Genomic DNA, 16,970 nt, shown 5'->3' on the forward strand with positions numbered 1-16,970 from the left:
ATGCCGTTATCATTACGAATTATCAGCTCTCCTGATGGAGAACCCATTCCAGAATGGACAATCAATTTCCCCGATGAAGGAGGAAGCATTGGTCGTGCTTATGGTATGACGATGCAATTATCGGATGCCTCTAGAGAAATTTCGGGTACGCATGCGTTAATTAACCGCGGAAGCCGTGGTTATCAAATTATGGACGTGAGCACGAATGGTGTGTTTTTAAATGGCGCGAGTAAACCGTTAGGTTCAAATAATCAATCGACGTTGAACGATGGCGACGTGGTTAATGTGGGAAAATATCGCCTAATGGTGTCTTGTTTCACTCCCGATAAAGCGGTTGTAAAGGCGTCGGAACAAACAGGAACACAAGGTACTGATAAGTCGTCACTACTGAGTGCCTGGGATGACGATCCGTTTGGTGATGCCTTATCGACTGTCCGCGTTAACGCTCATTCAGTTAATGATAAAGCAGATTCAGCACCAGAGTCGTCAGATGATCTTGAAGTACCAGAATGGGTGTTAACTGATCCAAAAGAAGAGTTGGACGGCATATTTGCAGACCCATTTATTGCTAATGAACCTGTAAAAAAACGGGGGCAAGGCATACCTCAAAATACTTGGTCGGATGATGATAGTTTTTCTGATGACCCCTTTGGTGATGAGATGCTTAATACCGCGTCTGTAGTGATTGATGAAGGCCAACAGTTTGCTGATACGAGTTCACGATCTAATTATTCTGCGTTGGAATCACAGCAACTGATGTTGTTACAACTTAAGCAGCATGACCTGATGGTGCAATCAGCAGAAATGGCGTTAGAACGATTATTGTCAGATATTTCACCGACGGAGCTCGAAAGTTTCTTTGATGACTTTGCGCCGCGACGTTTCTGGCAAAAGAAAGCGGACTATTGGACTGTGTACAAACGCTACTTTACTCGTCAGAAAGAGAACAAAGAATGGCAGATGAAATTTAAAGCGTATTTTAGTGAAAGTTTACGCATTAAGCAGTCAATGGGAGACAAGTAATATGCAACGTGTGCTTGTCTTTTTGATGTGTACTTTATTTTTAAGTGGCTGTAGTAGCTGGATGTTTTGGCGAGACGCACAGGCATTGCAAGTGGTCGTTAATATTGAGGCTGAAAACAACATCAACCCTAATATAAATGGTTTAGCGTCACCCCTTGAGATTCGAATCTATCAGCTGGCTGACAGTGAAGCATTTACGCAGGCGAACTTTATTGATTTGTATCGTGATGATCAAGGTGTGTTAAAGGCGGGATTATTATCTAAACGCCAGCTCGACAGTATCTTACCGAGCGAAACACACAAGGTCGCGCTGCCACAAAACAGCGAAATTAAATATGTCGGTGTGGTAGCGGCTTTTTCTAATTACAGAGAAGCCAAAAGTACCGCAATTTTGAGTGTGCAATCTGGATTTTCGATTGTTGTAAACATCAGTATTGACGGCGTAAACATTACCGTGACAGGTGAAGAGGATTAATAATGGATAAGAAAAAAGTAGTTTGGTCTGAGGGGATGTTTTTAAGCCCGCAACATTTTCAACAACAAGAACGTTATTTTGAAGAGTTTACCAAACAATATTGCAGTCTGATGAATCCAATGCGCCACGGTTTGGCTGAGTTAGAACTTGATTATTCATTAGTTAATATTGGCAAAGTTGGGATCAAGCGTGCAAAAGGTATTTTTCCTGATGGCACTCCTTTTGATATTCGTAATGGATTAGCGCTTGATATTCCTGCTGGTGCCATGGATAAGTTAGTGTATTTAGCGATGCCAATTTATCGTTCTGGTGTGATGAATGTAGGTTGTAAAGATGACCCTCACCGCCGTTACCACCGCACTGATTACGACGTGTTTGATACGACCCGAGACAATGCCGATGCGTTGCAATTGGAGTTAGCGGAATTAAACATCGTACTCAAGCTTGAAGGCGAAGAGTTACAGGATTATACCCAGATCCCGATTGCGCATATCACTGAGCATAAGTCAGATGGCGGAATTGAGCTAAACCGTGCGTTTATCCCAATGTCACTTTATTTCACGGTGTCTGAATACTTAAAAGATAACGTGAATGATCTATATGCACAGATGAAATACCGCGCGAGCACCATCTCACAACGCTTACAGGTAGATTCTGCTAACAAAAGCTATCAAGCGTTAATTCGTGATTATTTATGGCTACAGGCTTTAGGTCGTTGGTTACCAAATATTAAGTATTGGCTTGATAATGGGACCACATCACCGCAAGAAATTTACCAAGAATGTATGTCAATGGCAGGTGAAATGCAGGGCTTAGACACCAAGATGCCAAAAGAATATGACAGCTGGAACAATGGCCGTTTGTATAGCCTCTTCTCGATCTTGTTTTCTGATATTCGCGTGCTATTACGTGAAGTTCAACTCGATAGTGTGACTACGTTAGTTTGGGATAAGAGCTTGTTTGATAAGCGTCGTTTATTACGTACGTTAGTGCAGGACTCAAGCCTTTATAATGCGGGGCGATTTATTTTGGTAGTATCGTCACCGTTAGGTGCAGTGCAGTTAAGTAAACAATTCCCACTCGCGGTTAAGCTAGCAGGTAACAGCATGGTTGCTGATCTCGTGCGTAATGCGTTATCTGGTGTGCCAGTACGCGCGTTACCTATTGCGCCATCGGAATTAAAATCACGTACTGATGTGGCCTATTTCGAGCTAGATACGCAATCTGATTTGTGGCAGCAGCTCGTGAAGAAAGACGAACCGATAGCATTACATGTCGATAATCGCATTGGCGATGTTGATATTGAATTGTACGTAATTCGGTAGGGGGGCGCTATGACATCATTATTTAATGAACAACCGACGATTTCAATTCGTCGCAGTAACAGCCCGCGTAAAGCAGTGAAAACGAGTAGTGAGGTACAGCTTGATTTAAGAGGCTCTGAAAAGTTAATCGCTCAATTAGCGAATTATAACAATCCAATCTTAAAAGAATGCAGTGAATTATTGGGTATTTTGGCAAGTGTCGAAAGACAAACCTCACCTTTAGATATTAATGCCTTTCGTCAACAATTGCTGGATGGTATCGCAGACTTTAAACGCAAAGGGCTGTTTTTAGATTATCACCCTAGTGTGATTGAAAAGGTTTGCTTTATATTATGCGCGGCGTTTGATGAATTGATCTTGTATACCTCGTGGGGCGAAGTGGCTCGTTGGGAAAATCATTCATTACTCAGTAAGGTCTTTAGCCAGCGTAATGGTGGTGAGGTTTTCTTCCAACTGCTTGAACAAGCAAGCCGTCAACCTGCAAAGCTGGTGGACTTCTTAGAGCTTCAATATGTGTTGATCATGCTCGGCTTTTTAGGCAAGTATCGTCATGATAATCGCCAGAAAATGAATGAGTTACAGTCTGAACTTTACAGTATGATCCGACACTACCGTAGCGAATCTATACTGGAACCGCCAACGCCGATTTCGATGCCGGAAACAACCTCGCCTTGGCGATTTATCAGTGCGGTTAAATTATCTTGGATTAGCGTATTATTAATCATCAGTACGTATTGTTTTTCAGAATTTTGGTATGACCAGCGTAGTCAATCAACCTTAATCGCATTTAGCTCGTTGGATATGGCAGGTTTTACCAATAGCACGAATAACGATGATTTGATTTACACGAGTACGCCTGAAGACTTAGGCATTGAAGTGCAAGAAGCTGTGAGCGTGAAACCAGCTGCGCTTATTGATACGATCTCATGGAATATCGTCGTTGCGAATTTCGCGACGAAAGCCAGCGCTGTGCGGTTAGAAAAAGACATACAAGCTATTGGGTATAAAGTTGTATTAAACGAAGTGCCTACCGGTGTGGAATTATTTATTCCGAACAATCGCGATTTAGCAAAGGCGAAACTTTTAAAAAATGAAATTAATGCTCGCTTTGGATTAAATGCAGTTATACGCCGTAGTAATAAGGTAGATGATAAATAATGAAAAAAATAACATTAAAAATAGCGTGTTTACTTATTGCGCTAGCGTTATTGATTTGTACTGGACTTAGCTGGATATACCTCCCAACCTTAGATGAAGGGGATAAATTATTAAGGCTGGTGGTTACTATTTCTGGTGGGTCTTTGATTACGATAGCTCTCGTGATTGCGGTTTGGCAACACCTGCGTGAAGAAAAATCGGCTGTCCACGAGCAAGTTATTTTATTTAAACAAGATGTGAAAGTCATTAATTCACTGTTTAAGTCAGCAGTTATAAAGTTGAAAGGGCATAAGGGTAGTAAGCTTAGTAGTTTGTATGAGCTGCCTTGGTATGTTTTGATTGGAGGTGAAGATGATGCAAAAAGTAGCTTACTACACCAAAATAACCTAGAACCGGTTAACTATCGCGATCGTGATAAAAGTGAAACGTCACAATATATGCGGTTTTGGAGTAATGAAAACATGGTGGTTATTGAAGTCGACCACCGATTATTCGATCGAGACGGTATTGATGACGCGTTGTGGCGTGTGTTTGCTCAGCAATTAATGAAATACCGACCTCGTCAAGCAATCAATGGCGTGTTAGTCGCGATTAGCTGTGAGCGATTATTAACGGGGGATAAAAAAGAACGTCTATCTCTTAGCTCAAATTTACAAGATGCTATTTTAACACTCGGCGAACATTGTGGGTTAGCGCTGCCTGTTTATACATTATTCACAAAGTCAGATACGATTGCTGATTTTGTTGAGTTTTTCTCGAGTAACTCGGGATGCGATATCGATCGACCTTTGGGGATTACGTTTCCAAACACGGATGACCATCGATTTGAAGTCAGCATGTTTGAGCTGGAATGTCAGAAATTACTCGATGTGTTAGCTCAGCAGCAATTCCAATCATTACGAGAAACACGTCAAGAGGATGCGCATTCTGTAGTTGCACTCCCTTATCAGTTACGTCTTTTCTTTGAGCAGGCTACCGAGTTCTTAGAGGGTATAAGCCGGGAAAACCGGGTTCGAGATGTTGTGTGGTTAAGAGGCATGTATTTATGTTCGACACAGCAAGGTGGTAACTGTCACGATTTACTGACACAACTTGTTGCTAGCAGCAGTGCGTTTAATGCCAATACGACAAGAGAACAACTATCAGGCCGTAAGCAATTGTTCTCAATGAATATATTGCAGCAGAGTGTATTGCCTGAATCGAGTATTGTTGGTGTTAACCAGCTGCGTCATTATAGTTACCTTGCATCGCGAATATCGATGATGTTAGGTTTTATCGGGATGATTGTTGTACTTGGCTTACTGTTGCGCGATAACTGGAATAAAGATGAAGATTATCGAAACCATGCGGTTACTCAATTAGCATTGTACCAGCAAGACATGGAACGATTACGTAATACTAATGTTGGTTTTGAAGACATTATTCCAGTACTAAATGAATTGCGTCTGGTGGTTGAAGAAGGGCGTAAACCTACACCTTTATATCAACGTATCAGTGTTAACCAGCCTAAAACGACGGAACAAATCTACTTGAGCTATGAAGCTCAACTACAGATGTTCTTGCTGCCTAAGCTGGTTGAAGTATTAAGCAGTGAACTGTATGTATATGTTAATTTGGGCAATTCTAGCAAGATATTTGAAGTGCTGCGTTATTATCAAATGCTGTTTGATAAGCAACGTTTAGACATGACTGAATTATTAGCTTATTTGGTTGAAACGCTAAATGAACAAGGTGATATTTCGCTGGATAATATAGAAACGTTAACCATGTTAATGGAAGATTTATTCAGTAGTGATTATGAGACGGTGCTTGTTCCTAGTGATGATTTGATTTCGGTGGCAACGCAAAATTTAGAAGGTTTATCACCAGAACGCCTGATTTACACCCGTATAAAATCACTTCCTGAATACCGTAATCGCGTTGATACGCGTCGTCAATTAGGGGATAAGTTTGATGTGCTATTTCAATTTAAAACCGGATTTAATGGTTATTTATTGCCTGAGTTATTTACTCGTCAGGGACAAGCAAATATCGATCTGAGTGCGAAATCAAGGTTACTTAAAAAGCAGCTAAATGAATTTAAAAGTATCCAAGGTGATATGTCGGGTGCGTCTATTTCTGAGCTTGTAGATCTGAGTAAGAAGGTACAGCGTCTGTATTATGCGGATTACATATATCAGTGGAAAGAACTTATTAACCACATTGAAGTGAAGCCATTTAATACGATCGATGATCTTGCTTATGCGGTTAAAACTGCGCGTTCACCCGCCAGTAGCCCGATTATTGATGTACTTGATGCATTAATTGTTAATACAACCCTGGCTAAAAATGCTGAGGGTGCACCTAACGCAAAGGCTGTCGGTAAATTAGGCTTGAAAAAAACGGCATCGGTATTGAAAAAAGTTGAAAAAGTTAATCGCTTTGGGGGTGATAAGTTATTACGTTTACAGCCTTCGTATGTTGTTAATGAGGCGTTTAGCCCTTATTCAATATTCATGGCGAGCAAAGGTAAAACAACACCAGTAGATGAATTGATGGCTGAATTAGATCAATTGAATACGTATTTTGATACTGCGTTATCAAGTGGCGATCCAAGTCGTGCGTTATATCAGTATGCACAAGATCATGCGTCAGGCAGCCAAGATATATTGGTTAATTTCCGTCGCCAATCAAGTCGCTCGCCGAACCAGGTGGCAAGCTGGATTAAATCCTTGTACGCGCAGTCATGGAAGAGTGTGATCAACGGCAGTGCAGAACATGTTAATCAGCAATGGAAAGAGCAAGTACATGGGTTTTATCGTCAAGCGGTTGAAGGGCGTTTCCCATTCTTGTTAACAGGGCGCGGCGAAGTTGCCATTGATGATTTTGCATTGATGTTCAAGCCTGAAGGACGTATAGATAAGTTCGTCAGTGAAATGCTTCATCCCTTTACATATTGGGATAATGGCACTTTAAAATTGGCTGAATTTGATGGTGAAAAGCTGCCAATTAATGCGAAAAGCTTACAGCAACTTAAACAGGCAAAAACGATTCGAGAGTTGTTCTTCGGTGCATCAGGGCAAGAGCTAGCGATGACGTTGAAATTAAAAGCGAGTTCGATGAGTACCTCTGTGACGCAATTTAATATCATGGAAACAGAAAACATATTCTCGTATCGCCATGGCCCTCGATTATGGCAAAGCATTGCATGGCCATCAATCGGTGAAGATGATTACATGTCGGTGAACTTCTTTAGTGGTGATAACCGTGTCGCGAGTAAGTCATATTCAGGGCAATGGGCACTGTTCAGAGCCTTGTTTGATGGGCGTACCAGTGCAACGGGTGATCGACGCATTAAGAAATTAACCTATAAGCTTAATAATGAGAATATCGTCTTACAATATAGTCTGAGAGGTAGTAACCAAATATTTGATAAGTCTTTGTTTACCCGCTTTGGTTTACCTGCGCGTTTATAAATGATGACGGACGCGATAAACGGTCGACTTGCTTCTCGTTTTACAGTGATCAAATTACTGTCATCGACGACATGGTTGGTTCGAGATCGCGAATCTGCTTCAGCATCAGAGTATATGGTGCTGAAGCGAGCAGATCCCATTGCAATGAAACGAGAGTTGCTCTGTTTAGCTGACTGCCATTCGTATTACATTCGTCCAGTAAGGGAGTATTTTAAGTCGGAAAATTTATTATTGATGCCATTCATTGAAGGGGAGTCATTACTCTCTTTTAGTGTGCATCAAACAAGTGAATTTCTGCTACTTGTACCACAGATAGTGCGTGCGATTATGGCTATGCATGCGCAAGGTTGGGTGCATGGCGATATTAAGCCATCAAATGTTATTTATAATGTGAATAAAGGTGAAATATCGTTAATTGATTGTGGCTCTGCATTACAGTCTGGTACGACATTGTCGAATTTGTCATCATGGCAAGTGACCCCTGGTTTTTGTTCCGCAGATCGTTATGAACAGTCGCACATCGTGGTGCCTCAGGATGATTGGTATGCTTTTTATCAGTGGTTATTGCAGTTGTATAACTCGGATTTAACCTTGCCAGAACAGCTGTTATTAACACGCTGGCTTAATTGGCTTATCAAAATGAAAGATAAGCCGAATGCGGATTAACAGTTAAGAGCAAGTAAAAAATTATTCTATTCTTCATTGCTATTTTAAAATTATCCACCAATTAACACTGTTGGCATCCCCATGATAATGGTCCCTCCATGGGCGGTGGTATCCCCCATTCTTGCAGCAGGCTTACTGTTGATTAAAACCGTTGCACTGCCTTTTACTACACTGTCTGGTGGGCCAACACACATACATATTTGTCCTACGGTCGCTGCGGGTAAATTACCGATTAATACGGTTGTAGGCAGAGGTAGCAGCGGCCCGCCAACATGTGGGATCGGGACTAATGCGGGAGTTTGCATAGGGCATACATGCATGTCGGTCGCGCGTGCTGCTGGTAACATATTATTCTCCTAATTGACCATTGCCACCTTGGGCAATATGCAATCCAAGTTTAAAATAGTATTCATATCGTTCTGTGGCATGTTCGCCATCGGGCAGGGCTGCGATTAAGTTAACTGCGCCTGCTACAGCTTGTGAATATAAGTACTCAGGCGGCTGAACAATGGGCTCGCTCGGAGCTGTCATGCTACCACCACTCCAGAATGCAGCCTGAGCAACCCAACCAGCACCGGTTTGTAAGTCTGCCTTTTTTGCCATTTCTTCGGCAAATCGACGTGCTGTTTCATCGGGTTCATGAACCCATGCCTTGGCAGAACGAATTGCATTGGCTTCGTTTTCATTCCAGTCGCTACGTTGACTTGCGCAGCAACATGCCCACCAGATTGCTTCTCGGACGGGTAATGCATGCGCAAGGAATAAGGCGGTATCGGCAAAAAGTTCAGCTGCAATGGCCATATCTATGACTGCTGCGGGTGTGAGATGTTGCGCTGCGAGCGCGGTTATTTCATCACTTGCTTCATACAGAGATAAAATGTCTTGTGCATGCTGGTGTGGGATCTTTAAATAATGCATTAGTTTACCTTTGTGATCGCGCCCTGTATTTGAACCATGGCACCTGCTTTAACTTGTGTCATTGCACTGCCATTAATGCCGACAAGTGCCCCTTTAATATCTGTTTTTGCTTTGCTTTCGACAGTGATGATAGTAGCTTTGAGGGTCGCACTACCTTGTCCTTCGATTGCGATCTGTGGGCCCGTTATTTTTATACCGCTTGGACTTATTTCGATACTGCTGCCCCCAACGGATAACTTTATTTTTGTTTTACCTTTTAGTTCAATTGTCTGACCATCAATCTTGATCGCAGAAGTTGCACTAATGTTGGCATTTTTACCTGCATCTAAACTGATGTTCGCATCTGACGCTATATTAGTATCTTTTACAGATTTAGTTGATAAGGCATCTTTACTTTCCAGGTTTGTCGCTTCTTTACTACTGATATTTATTGTTTTTTCGACGGTTAATAACGACGTGCCAGTGACGGTCTTTTTGTTATTTTGCTTTACATTGATTGTCAGATCTTTTTCGGCTTGTAAAAAGATTTCCTCTTTGTCTTTTTTGTCTTCGAATCTGAGTTCATTCGCAGTACTGGCATTACCTTTCGGCGTGCTTCTGGTTTTGATCCCTGATTGTGTTGCTGTACTGTAGGGCGGTTTGTTCTTCCCTGTGTAGATAGAACCACAAACAACAGGGCGGTCAGGATCGCCATCAATAAAGTTAATTAATACTTCGTCACCAACACGAGGAATAAATTGCACGCCAAATCCGTTACTGGCTGTGGCTTGAGAAACGGGTACCCAGCACGAGCTTTTTTCGTCTTTTTTACCTTGTAGGTCCCAATGAAAGTGGATTTTAATTCGCCCTTGTTTGTCTTGATTGGTTTCTTCTCCACTTGGCCCAGTGACTTCTGCACTTTGTACACTGTGGATTTGTGGTTTTGGCAAGAAGGGTGGACGCCATAAAATGGATGCAGGCATACATTGAAATGTATTAGTGTATTCGGTTTTATGACCACTTTCTGTTGCTGAGAAGTGATGTTGTGCTTGTGTTACCACGTATTCTTGATTGTGCTCACTGTCACTGTGGTCAGTGAGTGTAAAACGCAATCCAGCCCCTAATGCCGGGATGGATGATTGTGCCGTAATATTTATTTTTTGTGTATCGATGCTTTCCATTTGGCGCTTAGCTGAATCTCTGATGGTATTTTTATCGCTATGCCCCTGACCAAAAAAGTATTGTGTTAAGGCATTATTTTTAACGCTATTGGTCGTTGTCCTATTACCACTCGACAGGCATTCGGCGAGTTCGGCATTGTGATCGCCAAGTGATAATTTGCTTACGCCAAGAATACTACGTACGTGCCAATGTATGATGGCGTGTGTTTTATCTTTTGCACCTGTAATAAACGGAATTTTGCTGTTATCTAGATTTGCAAAGTCTTGATTGTTATCTCCGATGATAATACACGGCTGATTCCCGTTATGATCACTGTGATAATGCCAGCCTTCACTTGCCATCATTCGTCTTAAGAAATCGTAATCGTTTTCGTTAAATTGGATACAATAGGTGTGCTTACTGCCAGCACTACGCATTGATAGTTTGAAATAGCTTTTTAAACCGGAGTCGGACAAGACTTTTTCAATGATTTGTTTGCTGGTCATGTCTTGGAAAGTACGACTCGATACGCGATAGTTAAATACGGACAATGGATCTATCGCTTCGATACGGTAGGTGTAAAGTGCTTTTGCAGGATCAAAACTGAGACTTTCTATCGATGAGACTAATGCATGAAAACGGCGCGCTTCTTTTCTGTTTCCTTCGAGACCCGGTGAGTAGCTGAGATCAATCGCTTTGCCTAATAAGGATTCTGATATCTTGTCTTTGGATATTAATACTGCGGCATAATCGGAGCGTGAAAATATCTGTTCTGTAACGGTTAAGTCGGTGACAATATAAGGGCCTTTACCGTCTAACTTAGCCAGTGTTGGCCTGTGTTTTTGAGTATATGCTGAAGCTGTCATAATGGACCCTTGTTACTATTTTTTACCATGCGATGGTTACTATTTGTTATATCAATTCGCACTAAATCCTAACATAAGAAAAAATAATGCAGGATTGCTTTTATGTAAGCGTTTGTGAGCGTTGTATCTTGTGGGTAAAGGGGGGGCAGCGCTGTATTTTTGATACGAAAAAAGGAAGCATTTCTGCTTCCTTCGATGACGAATAATGGCATGTGAGTATGGCTATTCGTTAGTGTCTTATCCGATAATATTAAATCGAATGATTAAGCGAAGTGATTATCTAATTCTTCGCTACCACCTATGTGTTTACCACCGATAAATATTTGTGGTACTGTGCTGCGACCTGTTACTGCTCGTAGACTGACTGTTGTTGCGTCTTTACCTAATACCACTTCTTCGTAGTTTAGGCCTTGGTCAATTAACGTTTGTTTTGCTTTTGCGCAGAACGGGCAACCCGGTTTAGTAAATACGGTGATTGATTCTTGTACTTTGTACTCAGGAGCCACATAACCTAGCATAGTATCTGCATCAGAAACCTTGAACGGGTCGCCTGGTTCGTCAGCTTCGATAAACATTTTTTCTACCACGCCGTTTTTAACTAGCATGCTGTAACGCCATGAACGTTTTCCAAAACCGATGTCAGATTTGTCGACCAACATGCCCATGCCTGCAGAGAAGTCACCATTACCATCTGGAATAAAAGTGATGTTTTCTGCTTCTTGGTCATCTTTCCATGCGTTCATTACAAAGGTATCGTTTACTGATACACATAATATGTCATCAACGCCATGTGCTGAAAATACGCTAGCTAATTCGTTGTAACGTGGTAAATGGCTTGAAGAACACGTTGGTGTGAATGCACCCGGTAAGCTAAATACGATTACTGTTTTGTTAGCAAAAAGTTCTTCTGTTGTGCGGTTAACCCATGCGTCACCTTGGCGAATAGGGAATGTAACTTGTGGAACCGCTTGGCCTTCTTTCGATACTAATGTTGTCATAATATATTCCTTAACGTAGCTATTAATTAAGCTAACTTATGCTTGTTATAAAGAGATTTGATATAAATTGTTCTATAAAAATAAATAGGGTGAAGACGTTGTGTCTGTGTCGTCTTGATGTAGCTATTATGTCGAAATACTTACCATAGGTATAATCGATTAAATCTTTCACTTTGATAGCTTTATGGTATCAATTATTTATTGTTTGAGAAGTGTCGACATACATTAATGTCTGGAACTTCTCGGGCCTAAATAACTGCTCCCTGTGTTATAAGATAACTTCAACCAAACAATATAGTTCGAAACTTTTGTTAAATGTCACTGGTATACTCACATTAAAAATACATTAAAGATTGAAACACGTTTCTTTACACTAGACGAGGTCGCAGCAGCAACAGTAGTGGTGGTAGCCGTGGCACTTAGGGTGTAACTTAAAAAGATAGTCACTACGTTGGTAGCTATCCTAGAGGATTAAAAAGGCTTATGATTAACACATTTTGCTTATTGTGCTTAATTTTTTCTATCCAATATGCGCAAGCTGTGAATATCACTGAAGTAGATTTTTATGTCAGTGATAAAATCACTAAAGATGTCGCCAAATTAAAGATAGGTGAATCCATAACGAATTCCAACCTTACTCTAAGTAACTCATCTATCCCACTCTCGCGGGAAACGGGTAACATATATTACTCGACATCAATTGCTAACCTGAACTATGACTCGATAGAATTTGCTATGGCTCAATTGATGGCCGAAGATTCCAGCCTGTACAACAGATTGATAAATAGCGACAGGTTGTCCGTGCTAGTAATGACATCCTCCCTGTCCACAGATCTCTGTGGTTCGACTTACTTGGCTTACTTTCCTAATATTGCGGTCATTGATTTAAATTGTGATTCACTAACTTTAGAACATGAGCTCGGCCATCTATACGGAGCTGAACATGAAGAAATCTATGACGAGTATGTCTTCTATGCTGCGATATGCGGCGACTATACGACTATCATGAACTCTATGAGGCCAGAAGTGAAAGAAAAGAAAATAATAAAGGCATATTCATTCCCAGAATTAAAAGTGGATGGCTTTCAGTGCGGAAATGAAAACACGAACAACAGAAAGGTTATTTTAGACAATATCGACAGGTTTGTAAGCGTCAGGGCAAAGCCTAATACAAAATCAACAAACTAGTGCGTTAACTGTTTCAGCTCCTTATTGGAGACTTTTTAGATCTTGGGATAAGGCTGGTTCCCAATTGAGCTCGTAATAGGGTTAGCGTTAACAGTTGTTATATTTCCTTACTGCCATCCATCACATAAGGAAATATATGACAAACCGATATACATATATTGTGGATGAACTATTACTCTATCTCACTTTGGGGCAAAAACGGCTTAGTGCTATTACACCAAACCTGTGAACACCAAACGAAAGGTATGAGTTAGCCGGATTATCACCTCCCCTTTAGGGGGGCCAAAAGTTTCAAACTTTAATGTGTGACAAAAAGAAGGTTAATTGAGGTTATTTCCGGTTATAAAAAAGCCCCAATAAATATTGGGGCTCAGTTTGATATGTAGTCTAAAGTCGTAATTATTCTACAGTTACAGCTTTAGCGAGGTTACGTGGTTGATCCACGTCTGTCCCTTTAATCAGTGCAACATGATATGAAAGCAACTGCATTGGTAAGGTATAGAAGATCGGCGCTGTAATTTCACTTACATGCGGCATCGTGATGATCTTCATGCCTTCTGATTCAACAAAACCAGCGTCAGCATCTGCGAATACATAAAGTAGGCCGCCACGTGCACGAACTTCTTCAATATTTGATTTTAGTTTTTCTAATAATTCATTGGTTGGTGCGATAACCACAACAGGCATGTCAGCGTCAATGAGTGCTAAAGGACCGTGTTTTAATTCACCCGCAGCATATGCTTCGGCGTGAATGTAAGAGATCTCTTTAAGCTTAAGCGCCGCTTCCATGGCGATAGGGTAGAACTCACCGCGACCAAGAAATAAGGTATGGTGCTTGTCAGCGAAATCTTCAGCCAGTGCTTCAATGTCTTTATCAAATGATAATGCATTTTCAATTTGTGTTGGTAATGCATGTAATGCCGTTACGATTTCAGCTTCTTTAGTTGCATCGATAACGTGTTTTTGTTTACCTAATGCGGTTACAAGCATTAACAATGCTGATAATTGTGTCGTGAATGCTTTAGTCGAAGCAACACCAATTTCGGTACCCGCACGGGTCATAAATGCAAAGTCAGATTCACGTACTAATGAAGAACCTGCCACGTTACAAATGGTCATTACAGCCATGTAACCTTTTTCTTTCGCTAAACGCATTGCTGCTAACGTATCTGCGGTTTCACCTGATTGGGATAACGTGATCAACAGGCTATTCGGACGTGTTACAAATTTACGGTAGCGGAATTCAGATGCGATTTCGACATCACAACTTACGCCTGCTAACGATTCAAACCAATATCGGGCTGTCATACCTGCATTGTAAGACGTACCACAAGCGATGATCTGAATGTGTTCAACTTTCGCTAAAATCTCTGCCGCGTTAACGCCGATACTTTCTGTAATAACGCTGTTAGCTGTAAGGCGGCCTTCCATTGTATTGGTTAGTGCGACAGGTTGTTCGAAGATCTCTTTTTGCATGAAATGGCGGAATTTACCTTTATCAGCAGCGTCATGCTCTGCATTCGACTCCGTTACTTCACGTGTTACTGGATTACCATCAATATCAAATACTGACACATCTCGACGCGTAACTTCAGCCACATCACCTTCTTCAAGGTACATGAAACGGCGTGTAACATTAAGCAGTGCAAGTTGATCGGATGCTAAGAAGTTTTCGCCTACACCTAAACCTATCACAATTGGGCTGCCTGAACGTGCCACAATTAATTTACCTGGTTCGAGACGGTTTAGTACTACAGTACCGTATGCACCTTCTAATTGAGCTGCTGTTTTTTGAACTGCATCAAGTAGGCTATCTGTTGAACGTAATTCCCATTCAACAAGATGCGCAATGACTTCAGTGTCTGTTTGAGATTGGAAAATATAACCACGTTGTTGTAATAATTCACGTAACATCTCATGATTCTCAATAATACCGTTATGTACTACTGCAATATCACCTGATACGTGTGGATGTGCATTTGCTTGTGAGGGTTCACCATGTGTTGCCCAACGCGTATGGGCGATACCAGTACCGCCAACAGGCTGTTCAGTGTCAACGGCATTTGCTAGCTCTTGCACTTTACCTAGGCTACGTACACGCTGCAGGTTATTGTCTTGATCAACAATAGCAACACCTGCAGAGTCATAACCGCGGTATTCTAAACGACGTAAACCTTCAACTAAAATTTCAGCTATATCTCTTTGCGCTACTGCACCAACAATGCCACACATGGTCTTCTCCTAAATGTATAAACTTTTTAAACAAGTAATAACCACGTGATAGTGCTGTCTATCGATCCGTGACGACGTTCGTCCTTATACAACTTGTTTTAATGATTTTGAAAGCGAAACTTTTATCATTAAAATATTCAATCGTAACTTAACATTGAATGTATTAGTTACGTTTCATTTAAATATAGTGCGTAATAGTGATTTATCTAGTTTCACTTACCCACTAGATGGCTTGATTTAGCAATGAATACCAACTAAGTTTCGTAGTTTCGGTATTTTAGTTTCGTTTGTTTCGTTTGTCCATCTAAAGTTGTAGGTAATAAGTGGTTTGAAACAAAGTAATGAAACAAAGCTAATGAATTAAGAAAAAAAGTAGCATGCTAAGGATCGCTGTCAGTAAGGTATTACGCGTAATCAGAATAAGTAGTACCGCAAAAATAGCACCAATCAGGTAGCTGTTATCCAAATTTAGGTGCAAGGTATTCTCTTGGATAAATACAATCGGCGCTAAAATAGCGGTGAGTACGGCCGGGGCAGAATAACTTAAAAACTTAACTAAACTGGGACTAAGACGCAATGGCAGCTTAGGTTCAATGAAAATATAGCGACTAATGAAGATGATTACTGTCATCAGTATTATGGTAAGCCAGATCATAAGCCGTCTCCTGGTCTGGTTAATATGGTTTTATTCGGGTGCGTTTCATGGGTTAATTTGGCTGTCAACATACCAGCGCTCATACCAGATAAGGCCGCAATTAATAACCCGCCGGGTATATGGAACAGTTCGCAAAGTACCGCTGTCACTAAAGAAACTAATACACTGACTAAAATTGAGGGCGTTTTAATGGAAGGGACGACTAAAGCAATGAAGGTTGCAGCAATGGCGAAGTCTAAACCGAGTTCATCTAAATTGGGGATCTGTTGACCAGCAAAAATACCGACCGCAGAAGCAATGTTCCAAATAAGATAAAAACTAAAACCACCCCCAAATGCAAACCAGCGATCAAATTTGTGCTGTTTGGTTTCGCTGCATATGGCAAACAATTCATCGGTGAGCAAGAAGCCTAATGTTAGTCGCCAGCGTAAAGGTAGGGGGCTCATTTGATGACGCATGGCCATACCATATAAAAAGTGGCGAGAGGTAATGAGTAGTGTAGTTAATAGAATGCTCGCTAGTCCAACTCCTGATTTGATCATTCCAACAGCAACAAGTTGTGCTGCGCCAGCAAACACAATCGCCGACATTGCTTGGCTTTGAATGACATCTAACCCTGCTTCAATGGCATAAGAGCCTGCCAAAATACCCCAAGGGATCACCGCAATACTTAGCGGCATTGCTGCAGCCGCGCCTTTCAATGCTGATTTTAGTTTAGATGGTGACGCTTGTTCTGAGTCGGATTGTTGATCCTGCATCGCATTATCCTTGTGATGGCGGTGGTGTACTATATTCGAGAATATAAAAACTGGGGGTAATAAAAAACCCAGCGAACTGGGTTTTCAATCGTCATACCTATGAAGATATATTA

Annotated in this window: 14 protein-coding genes; 7 read left to right on the top strand and 7 right to left on the bottom strand. The window is 41.2% G+C overall.

What is annotated here, in order from left to right:
* Genes HWV02_RS05980 through HWV02_RS06005 form a run of 6 tightly spaced genes read left to right on the top strand, consistent with a single transcriptional unit; the run spans window position 1 to window position 8,102 of the window.
* Window positions 1-1,023 carry a type VI secretion system-associated FHA domain protein gene (locus tag HWV02_RS05980; protein ID WP_211689942.1) on the top strand — a complete coding sequence of 341 codons (1,023 nt, stop codon included), beginning with the start codon at window positions 1-3 and terminating at the stop codon, window positions 1,021-1,023.
* Between the two features lies 1 nt (window position 1,024).
* A complete protein-coding gene (tssJ, locus tag HWV02_RS05985) occupies window positions 1,025-1,498 on the top strand; it encodes a type VI secretion system lipoprotein TssJ (protein WP_211674534.1) in 474 nt (157 codons plus the stop codon).
* A 2-nt stretch (window positions 1,499-1,500) separates the two neighbouring features.
* The gene (tssK, locus tag HWV02_RS05990) at window positions 1,501-2,823 is read left to right on the top strand and encodes a type VI secretion system baseplate subunit TssK (protein WP_211678928.1); all 1,323 of its coding nucleotides are present in this window, start codon (window positions 1,501-1,503) and stop codon (window positions 2,821-2,823) included.
* Window positions 2,824-2,832: 9 nt separating this feature from the next.
* On the top strand, window positions 2,833-3,981 hold the full coding sequence (gene icmH / locus HWV02_RS05995; RefSeq protein WP_211689943.1) for a type IVB secretion system protein IcmH/DotU: 1,149 nt from the start codon (window positions 2,833-2,835) through the stop codon (window positions 3,979-3,981).
* Window positions 3,981-7,436: a type VI secretion system membrane subunit TssM gene (tssM, locus tag HWV02_RS06000; protein WP_211689944.1), complete on the top strand. Its 3,456-nt coding sequence runs from the start codon at window positions 3,981-3,983 to the stop codon at window positions 7,434-7,436. Before icmH ends, tssM begins: the two co-directional genes overlap by 1 nt.
* Window positions 7,437-8,102 carry an AarF/UbiB family protein gene (locus HWV02_RS06005; protein ID WP_211678931.1) on the top strand — a complete coding sequence of 222 codons (666 nt, stop codon included), beginning with the start codon at window positions 7,437-7,439 and terminating at the stop codon, window positions 8,100-8,102. It begins immediately after the preceding gene.
* A 50-nt stretch (window positions 8,103-8,152) separates the two neighbouring features.
* Here the strand turns inward: HWV02_RS06005 and HWV02_RS06010 are convergent, their stop codons facing one another.
* The 4 genes from HWV02_RS06010 to HWV02_RS06025 all read right to left on the bottom strand — a co-directional run bounded on the left by HWV02_RS06010 (window position 8,153) and on the right by HWV02_RS06025 (window position 12,024).
* Window positions 8,153-8,449 (bottom strand): PAAR domain-containing protein, encoded by a 297-nt coding sequence (locus HWV02_RS06010; protein WP_006030359.1) that lies wholly within the window; start codon window positions 8,447-8,449, stop codon window positions 8,153-8,155.
* 1 nt (window position 8,450) lies between these two features.
* On the bottom strand, window positions 8,451-9,020 hold the full coding sequence (locus tag HWV02_RS06015; RefSeq protein ID WP_211689945.1) for a Twin-arginine translocation pathway signal: 570 nt from the start codon (window positions 9,018-9,020) through the stop codon (window positions 8,451-8,453).
* Window positions 9,020-11,026 (bottom strand): type VI secretion system Vgr family protein, encoded by a 2,007-nt coding sequence (locus tag HWV02_RS06020; protein ID WP_211678932.1) that lies wholly within the window; start codon window positions 11,024-11,026, stop codon window positions 9,020-9,022. Before HWV02_RS06020 ends, HWV02_RS06015 begins: the two co-directional genes overlap by 1 nt.
* A gap of 263 nt (window positions 11,027-11,289) precedes the next feature.
* On the bottom strand, window positions 11,290-12,024 hold the full coding sequence (locus tag HWV02_RS06025) for a glutathione peroxidase (protein ID WP_211678933.1): 735 nt from the start codon (window positions 12,022-12,024) through the stop codon (window positions 11,290-11,292).
* A gap of 483 nt (window positions 12,025-12,507) precedes the next feature.
* Here HWV02_RS06025 and HWV02_RS06030 point away from each other — a divergent pair, with 483 nt between their 5' ends.
* Window positions 12,508-13,212, top strand: a complete 705-nt coding sequence (locus HWV02_RS06030) for a hypothetical protein (protein WP_211689946.1) — start codon at window positions 12,508-12,510, stop codon at window positions 13,210-13,212.
* Window positions 13,213-13,611: 399 nt separating this feature from the next.
* Here the strand turns inward: HWV02_RS06030 and glmS are convergent, their stop codons facing one another.
* From glmS to HWV02_RS06045, 3 genes are all read right to left on the bottom strand, one after another.
* Window positions 13,612-15,444, bottom strand: coding sequence for a glutamine--fructose-6-phosphate transaminase (isomerizing) (gene glmS / locus HWV02_RS06035; protein WP_211689947.1), 1,833 nt, complete (start codon window positions 15,442-15,444; stop codon window positions 13,612-13,614).
* Between the two features lie 352 nt (window positions 15,445-15,796).
* On the bottom strand, window positions 15,797-16,099 hold the full coding sequence (locus tag HWV02_RS06040; RefSeq protein WP_211678935.1) for an AzlD domain-containing protein: 303 nt from the start codon (window positions 16,097-16,099) through the stop codon (window positions 15,797-15,799).
* Window positions 16,096-16,857, bottom strand: a complete 762-nt coding sequence (locus tag HWV02_RS06045) for an AzlC family ABC transporter permease (RefSeq protein WP_211674545.1) — start codon at window positions 16,855-16,857, stop codon at window positions 16,096-16,098. Before HWV02_RS06045 ends, HWV02_RS06040 begins: the two co-directional genes overlap by 4 nt.
* Between the last annotated feature and the right edge of the window lie 113 nt (window positions 16,858-16,970).

It is taken from the genome of Moritella sp. 28 (assembly GCF_018219435.1).
Lineage (GTDB): Bacteria > Pseudomonadota > Gammaproteobacteria > Enterobacterales > Moritellaceae > Moritella.